At 62.5% G+C, this 16538-nt stretch carries 16 protein-coding genes; 6 read left to right on the forward strand and 10 right to left on the reverse strand.

Going from position 1 to position 16538, the window contains the following annotated elements; all coding sequences use genetic code 11:
• Window positions 1-378: 378 nt before the first annotated feature.
• The gene (locus tag J2X56_RS12135; protein WP_145603080.1) at window positions 379-942 is read left to right on the forward strand and encodes a phasin family protein; all 564 of its coding nucleotides are present in this window, start codon (window positions 379-381) and stop codon (window positions 940-942) included.
• Window positions 943-1023: 81 nt separating this feature from the next.
• On the opposite strand, the gene J2X56_RS12140 is transcribed toward J2X56_RS12135, so the two are convergent.
• The 5 genes from J2X56_RS12140 to J2X56_RS12160 all read right to left on the reverse strand — a co-directional run bounded on the left by J2X56_RS12140 (window position 1024) and on the right by J2X56_RS12160 (window position 5698).
• Entirely contained in the window at window positions 1024-1830 is an 807-nt protein-coding gene (locus J2X56_RS12140; RefSeq protein ID WP_121038843.1) for a molybdopterin-binding protein, read from the reverse strand.
• Window positions 1831-1942: 112 nt separating this feature from the next.
• Window positions 1943-2788 (reverse strand): EI24 domain-containing protein, encoded by an 846-nt coding sequence (locus tag J2X56_RS12145; RefSeq protein ID WP_121038840.1) that lies wholly within the window; start codon window positions 2786-2788, stop codon window positions 1943-1945.
• On the reverse strand, window positions 2788-3774 hold the full coding sequence (locus J2X56_RS12150; protein ID WP_034340837.1) for a sterol desaturase family protein: 987 nt from the start codon (window positions 3772-3774) through the stop codon (window positions 2788-2790). Before J2X56_RS12150 ends, J2X56_RS12145 begins: the two co-directional genes overlap by 1 nt.
• Before the next feature lie 81 nt (window positions 3775-3855).
• Window positions 3856-4677 (reverse strand): polysaccharide deacetylase family protein, encoded by an 822-nt coding sequence (locus tag J2X56_RS12155; RefSeq protein WP_134134947.1) that lies wholly within the window; start codon window positions 4675-4677, stop codon window positions 3856-3858.
• A gap of 28 nt (window positions 4678-4705) precedes the next feature.
• Window positions 4706-5698, reverse strand: coding sequence for a cytochrome D1 domain-containing protein (locus J2X56_RS12160; RefSeq protein WP_134134945.1), 993 nt, complete (start codon window positions 5696-5698; stop codon window positions 4706-4708).
• Window positions 5699-6022: 324 nt separating this feature from the next.
• Here J2X56_RS12160 and J2X56_RS12165 point away from each other — a divergent pair, with 324 nt between their 5' ends.
• Complete coding sequence (locus J2X56_RS12165; protein WP_039787583.1) at window positions 6023-6379, forward strand: FKBP-type peptidyl-prolyl cis-trans isomerase; 357 nt, start codon at window positions 6023-6025, stop codon at window positions 6377-6379.
• A gap of 18 nt (window positions 6380-6397) precedes the next feature.
• The gene (locus tag J2X56_RS12170) at window positions 6398-6655 is read left to right on the forward strand and encodes an acyl-CoA-binding protein (RefSeq protein ID WP_034340818.1); all 258 of its coding nucleotides are present in this window, start codon (window positions 6398-6400) and stop codon (window positions 6653-6655) included.
• A gap of 111 nt (window positions 6656-6766) precedes the next feature.
• Here J2X56_RS12170 and J2X56_RS12175 read toward each other — a convergent pair whose 3' ends face one another.
• The 5 genes from J2X56_RS12175 to J2X56_RS12195 all read right to left on the reverse strand — a co-directional run bounded on the left by J2X56_RS12175 (window position 6767) and on the right by J2X56_RS12195 (window position 12787).
• The gene (locus tag J2X56_RS12175) at window positions 6767-7747 is read right to left on the reverse strand and encodes a D-glycerate dehydrogenase (protein ID WP_310160545.1); all 981 of its coding nucleotides are present in this window, start codon (window positions 7745-7747) and stop codon (window positions 6767-6769) included.
• A gap of 50 nt (window positions 7748-7797) precedes the next feature.
• Window positions 7798-9162 (reverse strand): sodium:proton antiporter, encoded by a 1365-nt coding sequence (locus tag J2X56_RS12180; RefSeq protein ID WP_199725010.1) that lies wholly within the window; start codon window positions 9160-9162, stop codon window positions 7798-7800.
• A 191-nt stretch (window positions 9163-9353) separates the two neighbouring features.
• The gene (locus J2X56_RS12185; RefSeq protein WP_245202157.1) at window positions 9354-10166 is read right to left on the reverse strand and encodes a hypothetical protein; all 813 of its coding nucleotides are present in this window, start codon (window positions 10164-10166) and stop codon (window positions 9354-9356) included.
• 78 nt (window positions 10167-10244) lie between these two features.
• Window positions 10245-11420, reverse strand: a complete 1176-nt coding sequence (gene pncB, locus J2X56_RS12190; protein WP_034340811.1) for a nicotinate phosphoribosyltransferase — start codon at window positions 11418-11420, stop codon at window positions 10245-10247.
• Window positions 11421-11614: 194 nt separating this feature from the next.
• Window positions 11615-12787 (reverse strand): ABC transporter substrate-binding protein, encoded by a 1173-nt coding sequence (locus J2X56_RS12195; protein WP_134135336.1) that lies wholly within the window; start codon window positions 12785-12787, stop codon window positions 11615-11617.
• Window positions 12788-13253: 466 nt separating this feature from the next.
• Here J2X56_RS12195 and fdxA point away from each other — a divergent pair, with 466 nt between their 5' ends.
• The 3 genes from fdxA to J2X56_RS12210 all read left to right on the forward strand — a co-directional run bounded on the left by fdxA (window position 13254) and on the right by J2X56_RS12210 (window position 16517).
• Window positions 13254-13577, forward strand: a complete 324-nt coding sequence (gene fdxA / locus J2X56_RS12200) for a ferredoxin FdxA (protein WP_039787587.1) — start codon at window positions 13254-13256, stop codon at window positions 13575-13577.
• A 313-nt stretch (window positions 13578-13890) separates the two neighbouring features.
• Entirely contained in the window at window positions 13891-14964 is a 1074-nt protein-coding gene (locus J2X56_RS12205; RefSeq protein ID WP_039787591.1) for an NAD(P)/FAD-dependent oxidoreductase, read from the forward strand.
• 317 nt (window positions 14965-15281) lie between these two features.
• Window positions 15282-16517, forward strand: a complete 1236-nt coding sequence (locus J2X56_RS12210) for a polyhydroxyalkanoate depolymerase (RefSeq protein WP_121038817.1) — start codon at window positions 15282-15284, stop codon at window positions 16515-16517.
• The last annotated feature ends 21 nt before the right edge of the window (window positions 16518-16538 follow it).

Genomic DNA, 16538 nt, shown 5'->3' on the forward strand with positions numbered 1-16538 from the left:
TCCATTACGTTGAAATGATTGCCGCATTGCAACAAAACGCTTTGCTGCGCAGCGCAAACGATTGCGCGACCCGCAACGATAACTGCTTTTGATGCTGCAATGCAAAAGCTCATCCGGAATGACATCTCTTTTCAGAAAATTCCCAAAACAGCGCTAAGTCCTTGATTAGACTTGGATCAATTTTGAAGCGCTTTTTATGATTCCCGTGCATTGAAACGTTTGACTTTATGCACGATTGAACTAGAATCCGCCTTGTGCATCGCATCATATTCAAAGAAGAAATTACATCGGAGATCCACCTGTCAACACTGATCGGTCCGTAAGCAATCACTGTCGCTGCCTTGTTCATCAACCCATCAACGAGAAGGATGTTTCAACATGACGACCTACACCGAGCAATTTTCCGCCGCTGCCAAAGCCAACGCTGAAGCGCAAATCGCCCTGTTCAACCAGCTGGCCAGCAAGACCTTTGAAGGCGTGGAAAAACTGGTGGACCTGAACCTGAAGGCTGCCAAGTCCTCGCTCGAAGAAACCCAGGCTGCTGCGCAAAAGCTGTTCTCGGCCAAGGATCCGCAGGAATTCTTCACCCTGACCAGCTCGCACGCCCAGCCGACGCTGGAAAAGTCGGTGGCCTACGGCCGTCACCTGAGCGGCATCTTCTCCAGCACCCAGGCTGAACTGACCAAGGCTGCCGAAGCCCAGATCGCCGAAGTCAACCGCAAGGTCGTGGCACTGATCGACGAAGCCGCCAAGAATGCACCGGCCGGTTCCGAGCAAGCCATCTCGATCCTGAAGTCCACCATCGGTAACCTGAGCGCAGGCTACGAGCAGTTCACCAAGAACGCCAAGCAAGCCGCTGAAGTGCTGGAAGCCAACGTGACCAACGCCGTGGACCAGATCTCCCAGGCCGGCGCCAAGGTGACCCGCGCAACCAAGAAGTAATCTCCGGGTTCTCCCGCAGAAATGAATGCCCCGGTCTGGCCGGGGCATTTTTTTTGACCTGCGCCAACGCCGGCAGCGGCCTCAGTTGCTGATCTGATACTCGGCGTGCAGCGCGCGCAGACCTTCCTGCATCTTCTCGAAAGCCGGTTCCACCTGGGCCGGGTCACCCTTGACGCCCAGGTCGATGTGGCGGCGGGTCTTGTCGTCGCCCACGTGCGGCAGGCTGAACACCTTCACCAGCGGGAATTGCGCTTCGATGGCTTCCATCAGCGGGGTCAGGGTCGACTCCATCGCTTCAAACACCAGCATGGAGCGCTCGGCCCAGGCCTGGCGGTGGAACTGGTCGGCGTAATGGGTCTCCAGCACCCACTCGAACATCGGCCAGGCCATCACCGGGAAGCCCGGCGCAAAGTAATGGGCACCGGTGCCGCTGGTGTTCTTGAGCCAGAAACCGGGGATCTTGTTGTAGGGGTTGGGGATGATGGAGGCGCCCTGCGGGAATTCGCCCATCTTGAGGCGGTGCAGGTTGTCCGCTGCGTTGAAGTCGGGCGTGGTCCCGGCTTCGCGGGCCATGTCGGCGATGCGCTCCTGGATCTTATCCTTGGCTTCTGGATGCAGCACCAGCGGCACGCCCAGTGCAGCGGCCGCGCACTGGCGGGTGTGGTCGTCAGGGGTGGCGCCGATGCCGCCGGTGCAAAACACCACGTCGCCAGTGGCAAGAGTGCGCTTGAGGGTGGCGGTGATGCGCTCGGGGTCGTCGCCGAGGTACTCGGCCCAGGACAGTTGCAGTCCGCGCTGGCTGAGCAGCTCCAGGACCTTGGGGAAATGCTTGTCGATGCGGCGGCCCGAGAGGATCTCGTCGCCGATGATGATGAGTCCGAATGCCATGAGTCTGTCTGCCCGATAGGTTGATGAAACATTGCGGCGATTATGCCCGATTCGGGCCGGGACGGATTGCCCTGCCCCGGGTTCGTCTCGGGCAGGGACCATCAAACCGGCGTCAACGTGGCGTCACGTCGATGACGTTGGTGTCGGCAGGACCATCGGGTGCCTGGCCGCTGCGATAACGCAGCAGCGCTTCCAGGCAATAGAACTGGAACCACAAGCCGGTGAAGACGAACACCACGACGTACAGCCAGATCGCCACCGCCGCCAGCGCCGGCAGCAGGATCACCGACAGCACCCCGCCCAGCCACAGCAGCGTCGGTGCCGCACCGAGCGCACCGGCGATGGTGCCCACGGCCAGCAGCGGCCAGCGATGCAGGTGCAGGACGGCACGCCGTTCTTCGGTGCTGGCGTAGTCGGCCAGGGTGTCATAGGCCATCACGCGATAAGTCAGCCAGCCCCACAGCAGCGAGTGAATGACGAAGGCCAGCGGCGGGATCAGGAATACCCAGATCGTGGCCAGCCACAGCACCGTGAAGACGGCGAAGCACCACAGCGAGGTCCACAGGCTGCCGGCCACGCTGCCGCCGTGGCGCTTGTCCAGCATGGGATAGTGGCGCATGCCGATGTGACGGGCGATGGCAGGGATGGTGAACAAGCCGACGAACACCAGCGCCGTCAGGATCATCAGCGGCAGCAGCGTCCACATGGCCAGCAAGGGTACCAATACCGTTTTGAGCGCCCCCATGCCGAACCAGGCCAGCATGCCACCGATCTCGCCGAACATGCCGTGCGAGACGAAGTAGCCCTGCAGCCAGTCGATGATGGGTTGCAGCCCCAGCCACAGGCAAACCGCCCACAAGCCCAGCGACACGACGAAGGGCAGCACTGTCAGCCACAACATGCGGATATGCAATTGCGCCAGCAGGGCACGCCCGAAGGAAGCGATGAACAGGCGCATCAGCGGGGCTTCCTGCGGGTGAATTCGACCAGGCGTTTCAAACCCAGCCATTGCTGCGCCCAGAAGCCGCGTCCGTAGTCGCGTCCCTTGCCGGCCGGCGGCGGCAGCTGGTCGCGCACGCCGGTCATGGCGAAGCCCTGGCTGAAGTGGGCGGTGCGGAAGAGCACATCCCAGATCGGGAACAGCACCGCGAAGTTGTGTCCGCCCAGCGAATTGCGGCCCCGGCTTTCATGGCCCAGCCCGATGGCGTGATGGGTGCGGTGAAAGCGCGGCGACACCAGCAGGTATTCGCCCAGGCGGCCGAAGTGGATGCGCACGTTGGCATGCTGCAGGCTTTGCAGCATGCGCGAGAGCGACACCAGCAGAATGTATTGCGAGGGTTCCACGCCGATCAGGACGGCAATCAGACCGAAGATGATGTCGTGCACCAGGTTGTCCAGCATGTGGTTGCGGTCGTCGCTCCACAGGTTCATGTTCTGCTGGCTGTGGTGCAGGCTGTGCAGCGCCCACATCCAGCGCACGTTGTGCTGGGCCCAGTGGTAGATGTATTCACACAGGTCCAGCACCACCATGTAGAGCAGGAAGCTCACCAGCGCGCGGTCGGTCACGCCGGGCCAGACCTGGTCGAGGTTGAAGGTGCCCCAGCCTTCCAGGTGCAGGGCTTCGGAAAGATACGAAAGCGCCGGATCGAGCAGCAGGAAGGCGATGATGGGGATGATGCCCAGGCGCTGCAGCACGGTGTAGATGAAATCGTTCCAGCGGGCGCGCGGGTCGGTGATGGGATGCACCGGGATGGCAGACTCCAGCGGGCGCAGGATCAGGAACAGGATCACCAGCTCACAGATGCCTACCAGGACGAATTCAGTGCCGGTGAAAGCTTCTTCGACGAATTCCCCCATGCCGATGAAGAACACCAGTGGTTGCACCAGGGTTTCGAAGAGCCAGCCCTGGACGGTGGCAAAGAGGTCGGAAATGGTCTGGATCATGGATAGCGTTGATTCGGTGTGACGGTGGCGGCGGCAGCTCCCCTCCCCTGGGCCGGCGCCGGTTTGGACTGGTGTCCGGGGTCAGTGTTCCTTCCCGGCAGCGAACAGGTGGCGGTAGGACGGATGCTCGCGCAGCGTGGCAAAGCAGAACCCCTTCTGCTCCAGCCCGCTGATGAGCGGCTCCAGCACGGCTGGCGCCCACGGATCCTGGCGCGACCAGATACCCATATGGGCCAGGAAGATATCACCATCCTTGAGTCCGTCCAGGGCTTTCTTCAACAGCATCTCGTTGGGGAATTTGTCGCTGGGCAGTTCATCGCCCGAGAAACCAGCGGGGGCCCAGGCCACATGGGCATAGCCGCAGGCTTCGCCGGCCTTGAGCAGGTTGTGGGTCAGTCGGCCACCGGGCGCACGCCAGAGCGGATCAAGCTTGTGGCCGGTCAGTTGCTGGAAGCGTTGATCGACACGCTTCATTTCCTCGCAATACTGGGCCGGCGTCCATTGCAGCTTCTTGCCGGCTTGCGCCCCGAACTGCGGACGTACCTCGATCTTGCCCTCGGGCAGGTCGCGCACCACGTAGACGTGGTCGAAGGTATGGGTGCCGAAGGCGTGCCCTTCGGCCACCAGCCGCTTCCACAGCGGTGCCCAGGCAGGATCCAGGGAATAGTCGCCGTGGATGGTCTTCTCGTTGGCGAGGAAGAAAGTAGCCTTGATGTGGTGGCGCTGCAGGGTCTGCTCGATGAGTTCGGCCTGGGACTGGCTGCCGGTATCGAAGGTGAGGTAGATCCTGCCCTTGCAGGCGGGTGCTTCCGGCGCCGCCGATTGCGCAACGGCCTGGCCGGCCGCCAGGATGGCGAACAGGCACAGGCCGCGCAGGGAGGGTTTCAAAGGACGCAACGTCATCGGCAGGTCCTCCACGATGCGTCCGCCATTACAGATCCGGCGCGCGGTTGTACAGGTAGATGCCGTGCGGCGAGCGGCCTACCGGAATCACCTTGGTCACCGAGCGGGTTTCCAGGTCGATCACGGCGACCTTCTTGCTCCAGCGCAGGGTGGCCCACATGGTCTTGCCATCGGCGGTCACTTCCATGCAGTCCGGGCCGCCGGGGACCTTGATGGTGCCGACATTCTCCAAAGTGGTCATATCGACCACGCTGATGGTGTTGGCCACGCGGTTGGAGACGTAGACGTAGCGCTTGTCGCCCTGACCACGGAAGTTGTGGGCACCGATGCCGGTCTTGATCTTCTTGACCATCTTCTGGGTGCGCCAGTCGATCACTTCGACGTAGTCGCTGCCCATGATGCCGACCATCAGGTACTTGTTGTCGGGGGTCATGATGATGCCGGCCGGCAGCTTGCCTACCGGCATGGTCCACTTGACCTGCTGGGTGGCGAGGTCGATGGCGCTGATCTGGTCGCTGCCCTGCTGGGTGATGAAGGCGGTGGTGCTGGCGTTGTCGAAGGCGATGTGGCTGGGGGTCTTGGCCAGCGGGATGCGCTTGGACAGCTTCAGGTCCTGGCCGTCGTAACTGTAGACATCGACCCGGTCCAGACGCAGGCCGGTGGCAACGAACCACTTCTGGTCGGGCGTGAAGCCGATCTGGTAGGGATCGATGATGTCGCGCAGCTTGCGCTGCACAGCACCGGTCTTGGGATCGAGGAAGAGCAACTGGTTGCCGGTGGCGCTGGCCACGATCAAGGACTTGTTGTCCGGCGTGGCCATCAGGTGGTGCGGCTCCTTGCCCACCGAGAAGGTCGACAACTCCTTCTCGCCGGTTTCGTCCAGCAGCGATACCGAAGCGTCACCGGAGTTGAGTACCACGACGACATTGGCATGGGCCGGGGCGGCCATACAGGCCAACACGGCCGAGACACAGGCGGCGCGCAGGGAAAGGGATAAAAGTTGGCTGAATCGACGCAACATGAAGAACTTTACTCAAAAATGCCTGATCTATCGTGCCAGAGCAGCCCCTGGAGCACGTCCTCGGCTCTTAACGCTCGCTGCAACGATCCCGCTGACAGCCCACTGAAGCAATATGAAAAATTTCTAGATTTTTGGTTTACACTGCCTGCCGATCCGGTCGCATGACGCCACCGGGGCGGCCTGAACACCAGTCGCAGCGCACCTGCGACGTCTGATGCACGGCCTGGCACACGCAATGTTTCCATGAAGCATTTTGCATGGTCAGCAGTCGTCAGGAATCTGGCCATGCGGCCGCCAACCGATCCCCTCACCGAAAGGAAACCGATGTCCATCATCACCACAGCTTCCGGGCTGCAATATGAAGAAATCAACGTTGGCGCTGGCGATGAAGCCAAGGCCGGCAGCCACGTCACCGTGCATTACACCGGCTGGCTGCAGAACACGGACGGCACCGCCGGCAGCAAGTTCGATTCCAGCAAGGACCGCAATGACCCGTTCGCCTTCCCGCTGGGCGCTGGCCACGTCATCAAGGGTTGGGATGAAGGCGTGCAAGGCATGAAGGTCGGCGGCACCCGCAAGCTGATCATCCCGGCAGGCCTGGGCTACGGTGCCCGTGGCGCGGGCGGCGTGATCCCCCCGAATGCCACCCTGATCTTCGAAGTCGAACTGCTGGCCGTCTGAGCCCGAGGGAGGAGAGACATGAGTACCCTGCAAGAACAGTTCGAAGCCGCGGTCGCAGAATCCAAGAGCCTGCCCGAGCGTCCCGACAACATGACCCTGCTGAAGATGTATGGCCTCTACAAGCAGGGCAGCAACGGCGACGTGCAGGGCGAGCGCCCCGGCATGACCGACTTCGTGGCCCGCGCCAAGTTCGACGCCTGGGCCGCCCTCAAGGGCAAGCCGCAAGCCGAAGCGCAGCAGGAATACATCGACATCTTCAATGAATTGAAGGGTTGATGCGGGCATGACGGCGGCATCCCCGGATGCCCGCCGCCTGTCGATGAAGAAACGGGCGCACCTGGTCTCAGGTGCGCCCGTTTTGTTTGATGCTTCAGCAGGCGCGGCGAATCAGCGTGCCGCCACGTCCGGATTGAGCAGGTTGGGCGGACGCTGGCCCGACAGCGCCGCGATCAGGTTGTCAGCCGCACGGTTGGCCATGGCCAGGCGCGTGGGCGTGGAGGCGCTGGCGATGTGCGGGGTCAGCACAACGTTGCTCAAACCGAGGAATTCCGGCTTGAACGAAGGTTCATTCTCGAACACATCCACCCCGGCGGCAGCAATACGGCCTTCACGCAGGGCGGCGATCAGCGCTGCATCATCGACGATGCCGCCGCGCGCGATGTTGGTGAGCGTGGCGGTCGGCTTCATCAGCGCCAGCTCGGGGGCGGCGATGGTGTGGTGCGTGTCCTTCGAGTAAGGCAGCACCAGCACGACGTGGTCGGCCTGTTGCAGCAGCTCTTCCTTGCTGACGTAGCGGGCGTTGTTGGCGCGCGCTTCCAGCTCGGGTGCCAGGCGCGAACGGTTGTGGTACAGCACCTGCATGTCGAAGCCCAGCGAACGGCGGGCGATGGCCTGGCCGATGCGGCCCATGCCGATGATGCCCAGGGTGGCTCCATGGATGTCGGGGCCGACGAAGCTGTCATAGCTCCACTTCTTCCACTTGCCGGCGCGCAGGAAGTGCTCGGATTCTGTGATGCGGCGCGCAGCCGCCATCATCAGGGCCCAGCCGAAGTCGGCGGTGGTTTCATTGAGCACGTCGGGCGTGTTGGTGGCCATGACGCCGGCTTTTGTAGCGGCAGCAACATCGATGTTGTTGTAGCCCACGGCCATGTTGCAGACCGCCTTCAGTTGCGGATTGGCGGCGAAGAGCGCGGCCGTCACCGGCTCGCTCGGGGTGGTGAAGAGGCCATCCTTGCCATTGGCCTTGGCCAGCAGCTCATCGGCGCTGTAGATGCGGTCATCCTGGTTGGATTCGACCTCGAAATGCTGCTCCAGGCGCGCCAGGACTTCAGGGAAGACGGCGCGGGCGACGAAGATCTTGGGTTTCATGCGGGTCTCGTGGTCTCGGTTTCGTTATCGGAAGAAAGCGGGGGTAGCACTCAGAAGAACAGGAAGCTCATGACGATGAACAGCGGCACCAGGATGCCCACCGACCACGCCATGTAGCCGAAGAAGCTGGGCATGCGGATGCCGCGCTCTTCGGCGATGGCCTTGACCATCATGTTGGGCGCGTTGCCGATATAGCTGTTGGCCCCCATGAAGACGGCGCCGGCGGAGATGGCCGCCAGCGTCGAGGCCAGCGGCCCCATCAGTTCCCGCGCATCGCCGGAGGCAGTGTTGAAGAACACCAGATAGGTCGGCGCATTGTCGAGGAAGGAAGACAGCACGCCTGTCATCCAGAAATACATCACGTCGTCCGGTTTGCCGTCCGGCCCGGTCACGGCGTGCACCACGGCGGCAAACGCGCCCTGCTCGCCCGCCCGCAGCATGGCGATCACCGGGGCGATGGTCAGGAAGATGGCGGCAAAAAGCTTGCCCACTTCCAGCATGGGCCCCCAGCCGAAGTCATTGCCAGCGCGGGCAGATGTGGGCGTGAGCCACAGCGACAGCAGGATCACGCCCAGCAGCGCGCCATCGCGCAGCAGGTTCTGCCACTCCAGCGGCGTGCCCAGCACCTCGGTCGCCACGCCAGGTTTCCACAAGCCGCTCATCAGTACCAGACCGACCACTGCGCCCAGCAGCAGGAAATTGAACTTGCCTTCCAGCCGCAGCGCCGAGTCCGGCGTGGGATCGAGCGGGCGGCGCTCTTCGCGGTTGAGATAGAAATGGCGATCCAGCAGATAGAAGATCAGCAGCAGCGCACCGCACAGGAAGGCCATCGGCCCCAGCAGATGGCGCGCGGTCCAGAAGAAATCCACGCCCTTGAGGAAGCCCAGGAACAACGGCGGATCGCCCAGCGGCGTCAGTGAGCCGCCTGCATTGGCAACCAGGAAGATGAAGAACACCACGACGTGGACCGAGTGCTTGCGGTCATCGTTGGCGCGGATGAGCGGGCGGATCAACAGCATGGCGGCGCCGGTCGTGCCCATGACGCTGGCCAGCAAGGTGCCCAGTGCCAGCAGTCCGGTATTGAGCGCGGGCGTGCCATGCAGGTTGCCGCGTACGCAGATGCCACCAGCCACGGTGAAGAGCGCGGTCAGCAGGATGATGAAGGGAAGATATTCCGCCACCAGCGCATGCACGCTGATGGCCAGGGCCGCATGCGCACCATGCAGGGCCGCAAACGGCAGCAGGAAGGCCAGCGCCCAGGCCCCGGCGATCTTGCCGAAATGGTGATGCCACATGGCCGGGGCCAGAAGCGGCAGTACGGCAATGGACAGCAGAACGCCCGCGAACGGCAAGGCCCAGGCCAGGGACAGTCCGGCACCGTCCAGATCGGCGGCTTGGGAAACGGCGGGCAGCATCGATGCCAGGATTGCGGAGAGACGAATTGTGAGAGCTCTGATCTGCAAATGAAGGTCCTGATGGCAAATAGAGGTGGCGGCCGTCACGCGAGAATCTGCGGCCAGAGGGAGCCACACTATACCAGCCACGCGAGCGCGCCCGAAGCGAAAGCCGGGCATGCGAAAAAATTTCAAGTATGCATGCCCCTGCGTCAACTGCGCAGCTGGCGCCACACCTCACCAAGCGTGACTGCATCGGGCCATATCAAGGACAGCAACAGTCCGCTCGCGCTCACCAGCAGCAGGACCGCGAGGAAGGGTCGCCAGGTGCGCTGCACGGCCGTCTCCAGCCAGTGGCGATCGGTACGGTAGCCGAAGCGCCGATACAGCCCGGCCGCCAGCAATGCGTCGAAGATCAGTTCGGAAAACAGCACGGGGGCCATGCCCAGCATGGTGACGACGGAATACAGCGCGGCAGCGATGAGCGAGACCACCGACACTGCGAAGATCAACAAGCCCAGTGCTTCGCCCAGGTCGATGCCGTCCGCCAGGCCCGCCGCATCGCCCCCGTCAGCAAGACTGAAATCCACATTGGCGCTGGCCCCGCCGCCGTCGAAGCTGCCACCACCGCCCTGCCACTGTTGCGCAGACTTGGACAGAGAAATATTGAGGGGTATATCGCCGACGAAACCGGCGTCGATTCCGGAGCCGTCATTGCGGCGGTTGCGCCCGTCCTGCTCCGGCTGCACGCCTGACGCGAACTGCGCGCCCGCGCTGGCCGCCACCCCGGTCCCGGCCAGCGCCCTGCGCCGGTCACGCCGCCGCAGCAGCCACAGCCAGACCGACAGCATCAACAGGAAACCCGGATACGCCACCAGGCAGGCCAGCCCATAGCGCAGCCCCATGTTGTGCCAGCCATGCCGCAGCATCCATGCGGAGGCGAGCAATCCGAGACTGGCGGCGAGCGTGATGAGCAGCAGCATGAACAGGCGGGGGAAGCCCCGATGGCTGATCTTGCGGCTCAACCGCAGCGTCCGTACCCGACGGAACAACATCGGCTTCTTCAAGCCCCGCCTCCCCGATGCCGCATCACTCCGTCTCCGTCAGGCCTTGATCTGGAACACCTGGCGCAGATAATTCACATAGGCCGGGTCATCGCACATGTTCTTGGAAGGCGTATCGGACAGCTTGGCCACCGGCTGGCCATTGCAGCGGACCATCTTCATGACCACCTGCAGGGGCGTGTAGCCCAGGTCATTGGTGAGATTGGTACCGACGCCAAAGGCCACCTTGGCGCGATCCTTGAAGCGCAGGTAGAGCGCACGCACCTTGTCGAAGTCCAGGCTGTCGGAGAACACCAGCACCTTGCTGGACGGATCGACACGGTTGTCACGGTAATGCTGGATCAGGCGCTCGCCCCATTCAAACGGATCGCCCGAATCATGGCGCGCGCCGTCGAAGAGCTTGCAGAAATACATGTCGTAGTCGCGCAGGAAGGCATCCATGCCATAAACGTCCGAGAGCGTGATGCCCAGGTCGCCGCGATACTCGCGCGCCCACATCTCGAAGGCGAACGTCTGCGAATCACGCAGGCGCGGACCCAGTGCCTGGCAGGCCTGCAGGTATTCATGCGCCATGGTGCCCAGCGGGGTCAGGTCATGCTGCATGGCGTACATCACGTTGGAGGTACCGGCGAAGTGGTCCCCCATATGCTGCTTCATCTCGTCGATGACCTCGGCATGCCAGCTGCGCGAGAAGCGGCGGCGGGTGCCGTAATCGGCGATCTTGCAGCCGGCCAGTTCGGCATCATCGGTGATGACCGACATCTTCTTGCGCAGGCGCGCCCTGCCCTCTTCCAGATCGGGCGAGCGCTGGGTCGCGCGGAAATACACTTCATTGACGATGGCCAGCACCGGCACTTCGAACATGATGGTGTGCAGCCACGGCCCCTTCACCTGGATCTCGATCTCGCCATTGCCGGCCGGATCAGGCTGGACCGTGATGTATTTTTCGTTCAGGTGGAACAGGTCGAGGAAGTCGACGAAGTCGCTCTTGATGAAGCGCAGGCCGCGCAGGTAATTCAGTTCATCTTCCTTGAAACGCAGGCGGCACAGTGCGGCAATCTCGGCGCGAATCTCGTCGACATAGGGTGTCAGGTCGATGTGCTCGTTGCGGCATTTGAACTTGTATTCGACCTGCGCGCCGGGGAAGTGATGCAGGACCACCTGCATCATCGTGAATTTGTACAGGTCGGTATCGAGTAAGGATGTGATGATCATGAAGTCCGGATGCGGACATGCCGCATGCTGCCATGTTGATGGTCCACGTGCATGAGGGCTGCCCCGGAGCGCGCCGCGTCATGCGTTGGCCACGCCCTGAAGCGTCGCGACCGCTATCTTAACCGAGATCGCACAAAGCAAAGCCCCCTGCCATGAGGGGGCTTTGACAAGGCCTGGGGCGGCGCAGGACCGGATTACTTGCCCGCCGAAGCCGGACGGCGTCCACGCACATAGGTCGGCGGCGGCAGGTAGGCCGTACCATCGAGGTAGCGCCATTCGCGCATGGTGCTGCGCCCGTCCTTCTGGGAGACCAGGCCGATGAAGGCACCCATCGTGGATTGCTGGTCCAGCGCGCGGAAGCTCAACTCACCCAGCGGCGAGGACCAGTGCAGGCCACGCAGGGATTCCAGCAGCACTTCGCCATCCCCGCCTTCGCTCTTCTTCAGGCCGCCGGCAATGGCCATCATGGTGCTGTAACCCAGCACCGCCGACAGTTGCGGACGTTCGCTGAATTTCTTCAGATAGGCTTCCAGGAAGCGCTGGTGCTCCGGCGTATTGATCTGGTCCCACGGGTAGCCCACGGCCACCCAGTCGCGAATGGCTTCACTCTGGCTGGGATCGAGGCTCTGCGCACCGGCCGAGCTCATCGACACCACCCGCACGCCGGCAAACAACTGCTGGCGATTGCCGGCCTGCACGAACTTCTGCAGGTCCTCGCCGAAGGTGGCATTGAAGATGGCGTCCGGACGCGACTGGCGGATCGCCCGCGCCACATCGTCGGCCTTGATCTTGCCCATGGCCGGCCACTGGTCGCTGACGAACTCCACATCCGGACGCGCCTGCTTCAACAGCATCTTGAAACTGGCTACGGCGCTCTGGCCATATTCATAGTTGGGCGCCACCATGGCCCAGCGCCGCCCGGGCATGCGTGCAGCCTGCTCGGCCAGCATCGCGGCCAGCATGTAGGTCGAGGGACGCACGCGGAAGGTGTAGCGATTGCCCTTGTCCAGCGTGACCGCATCGGACAGGGCATCGCCCACCACCAGCACGGTCTTGCTGCGCGCGGCTTCGCGCGCCACGGCCAGGGCCACATCGGAGAGCATGGTGCCGGTCAGCACCTCCACATGCTCCTTGCTGACCAGTTCGCGGGCATTGCGGGCGGCCTGGTCGGCATCGCCCTGGTCGTCGCGGCTGATGAGCTGCAAGGGCCGGCCATGGATGCCGCCGGACTCGTTGATCTGCTCCAGCGCCAGCGACAAACCATTGCGATAGGCCTGGCCGGCGGTGGAGGCTCGCCCCTGGCTGTTGATCTCGCCGATGCGGATCGGCTCGGCGGCGACAGCGCCCACGGGCAGCGCAAGGGACATGGCCACTGCCAGCGCACCGAGCAAGGCCGGCAGCAGCGAAAGACGGAATCGGGGGGAGGACTGGGGGCCTGCAGCGTTCACGCCGGGACTTCCTTCTGGTGATGTGCGACAAGCGGCGCCATGCCGGCGGACCTGGCTCCATGGGCTGGAACCGCAGGCCACAAGACCCTGGCGGCGGCTGGGCTTATCGCGAGCTTGTTTATTTACTTATACGTAATCTGTATAAGCCTCATTTGTGGGAAAAATCGAATTACCTTAAAATACAAGGCTTTGCGGCGGGTTGCGCAGCAGCATCATGAGAGGCTTCCAGAGTCCTTCACGACAGCGTTCACAAGACGCCGGATGCCGGCCCAAGCACCTCAACCACAGGTTGACCAGCCGCAACATGATTTTAACCGTGCCATATTGCCATCAATTGCGGCGCAGTTAGCCATCGGTTTGAAGAAATTTTACAGATAGGACAGTTATGACCCACGTTGTCACCGATTCCTGCGTCCGTTGCCGCTATACGGATTGCGTGGATGTTTGCCCGGTGGATTGTTTCCGCGAAGGCCCCAATTTCCTCGCGATTGACCCGGACGAGTGCATCGACTGCGCCGTCTGCGTGGCCGAGTGCCCGGTCAATGCGATCTACGCGGAAGAAGACGTGCCGGCCGACCAGCAGCAATACATCGCCCTGAACGCCGATCTGTCCCGCAGCTGGCCCTCCATCACCAAGACCAAGGCACCGCTGCCGGAAGCCGAGGAATGGAAGGACAAGACCGACAAGCTGCAATACCTGCAGCGCTGATTCCTGCGAAGAATCAAGCTGGCCGGGCCTGTCCCGGCCAGCCATGGCGGTTGCGCATCCAGCCCGGCAGTTTCATCGCCACGCCAGATGCGCAGCCGTTTGCATTTGGCCGCCAGCAATACCCCTGAGAGCCTCATGGCCGGGCCGAACTGCCCGCTGCCTTACCGTCCTGTGGCGCTCTCGGCAAGCATTTCGCATCGCATTTACCTGGCCTCTCCCCCGCCAGCGGCCCCGCCGCCAGCCAGCGCCCAGCGCAAGAGGGAAAAGCTGCTCTACTGATCTGATCTACTGAAACAGGAATATCAAGAAAATCATGGAAAACAATGTCCAGACTGCGGCAGTCAACGGTGTCATCGATGCCGACGCCGTCATCATCGGCGCCGGCCCGGTCGGCCTGTTCCAGGTGTTCGAACTCGGCCTGCTGGAAATCAAGGCGCACGTGATCGATTCGCTGCCGGTGGTCGGCGGCCAGTGCGTGGAACTGTATCCGGACAAGCCCATCTATGACATCCCGGCCGTGCCCGTGTGCACCGGCCAGGAACTGACCGACAACCTGCTGAAGCAGATCGAGCCCTTCTCGCCGACCTTCCACCTGGGCCAGGAAGTGACCCTGGTGAACAAGCGCGAAGATGGCCGTTTCGACGTCGAAACCTCCACCGGCACCAAGTTCATCACCAAGACCATCTTCATCGCGGCCGGCGTGGGCTCGTTCCAGCCGCGCACCCTGAAGGTCGAAGGCATCGAGCAGTTCGAAGGTTCGCAGGTGTTCTACCGCGTCAAGGACCCGGCCCTGTTCGAAGGCAAGAACATCGTCATCTGCGGCGGCGGCGACTCCGCCCTGGACTGGGCCCTGAACTTCGTGGGCAAGGCTGAATCGGTGATCCTGCTGCACCGCCGTGAAGAATTCCGCGCCGCACCCGCGTCCGTGGCCAAGATGAAGGAACTGTGCGAACAGTATGAGATGCAGCTGGTCATCGGCCAAGTCACCGGCACCGAGATCAAGGATGGCAAGCTGTCCGAAGTCAAGGTTACGGGCGCTGACGGCGTTACCCGCCGCCTGCCGCTGGACATGCTGCTGGTGTTCTTCGGCCTGTCGCCCAAGCTGGGCCCGATCGCCGAGTGGGGCCTGGAGATCGAACGCAAGCAACTGAAGGTGATGGATACCGAGAAGTTCGAGACCAACGTCCCGGGCATCTTCGCCGTGGGCGACATCAACACCTATCCGGGCAAGAAGAAGCTGATCCTGTCGGGCTTCCACGAAGCCGCGCTGGCCGCCTTCGGCGCTGCGCCCTACATCTTCCCGGAAAAGAAGATCCACATGCAGTACACCACCACCTCGCCCAAGCTGCACAAGATCCTGGGCGTGGAAAGCCCGGTCTTCGACTGATTTTCCGTCGCCTGACCACCCGTGCCGCTGCAAGCGGCCTGCAGAGCCCCCGTCCGGTACGGGGGCTTTTTGTTTATGAAGGTTTTTGCAGAAACCTGTGGGGCCCGCACCACTGGTCTGACCAGCAAGCGGGGCGTAAGGCAAAGCGTGCTATGCTACCGCGTCGCAACAAGGAAAAAGTTGACAGAGTAGACATAATATGAAGTCTGTCAGCCGATGATCGTCGCCAAACGTTTGTGGCACATGCTTGCTGCGCACCTGGTCCGGGTTATCCATCCGGACGGGAAAGCCAGCCGGTGCTTGTATAAAGGTCAGCTATGCTTTATCAACTGCATGAACTCAATCGCGCGTTCCTGAACCCCATGATGCAATGGGCCGAAACCTCGGCCAAACTGTTCTCGGACCCGGTTTCCCCGCTCGCCCACACCCCTTTCTCGCAACGTATCGCCGCCGGCTACGAGTTGCTGTATCGCCTTTCCAAGGAATACGAGAAGCCCCTCTTCAACATCGGCGAAGTGCCCGTGGACGGCAAGCCGGTCGGCATCACCGAGGAAGTGGTCGAAGAGAAGCCCTTCTGTCGCCTGATCCATTTCAAGAAGGACCTGTCGGCGCGCCAGAGCACCGCCCTGAAGCAGCCTACGGTGCTGGTGGTGGCGCCCCTGTCCGGCCACCACTCCACCCTGCTGCGCGAGACCGTGCGCGCGCTGCTGCAGGAACATGACGTCTTCATCACCGACTGGACCGACGCCCGCATGGTGCCGGTCGAAGCCGGTGAATTCCACCTGCACGATTATGTTTATTACGTGCAGGACTTCATCCGCACCCTGGGCCCGGACGTGCACGTCATTTCCGTCTGCCAGCCCACCGTGCCGGTGCTGGCGGCCATTTCGCTCATGGCCAGCGCCAACGATCCCAAGCTGCCCAAGAGCATGACCATGATGGGCGGTCCCATCGATGCCCGCAAGTCGCCCACCGCCGTCAACGACCTGGCGACCGAAAAGCCCTTCTCCTGGTTCGAAAACACGGTGATCTACAGCGTGCCGGCCAACTACCCCGGCTTCGGCCGAAAGGTCTATCCCGGCTTCCTGCAGCATGCCGGCTTCGTGGCCATGAACCCGCGTCGCCACGCCCAGAGCCACTGGGATTTCTACATGCACCTGCGCGATGGCGACGATGCCTCCGCCGAAGAGCACCGCAAGTTCTACGACGAGTACAACGCCGTGCTGGACATGCCGGCCGAGTTCTACCTGGAGACCATCAAGGTGGTGTTCCAGGACTTCAACCTGGCCCGTGGCACCTGGGAAATCGAAGGCAAGCTGGTGCGCCCGCAGGACATCAAGTCGGTCGCCCTGTTCACCATCGAAGGCGAGCTCGATGACATCTCCGGTTCCGGCCAGACCCAGGCGGCGCAGGAACTGTGCAGCAGCATCCCGAAGACACGCAAGCAGCATTTCACGGTGCCCAAGGCAGGCCACTACGGCATCTTCTCGGGCCGCCGCTGGCGCGAAATCGTCTGCCCGAAGATCGGCGAATTCATCCGCGCCAACGCGTAACGCAGCGCGTTGCGGCAAAAC

It is taken from the genome of Herbaspirillum sp. 1173 (assembly GCF_031455335.1).
In the GTDB taxonomy this organism is placed as follows: domain Bacteria; phylum Pseudomonadota; class Gammaproteobacteria; order Burkholderiales; family Burkholderiaceae_D; genus Herbaspirillum; species Herbaspirillum huttiense.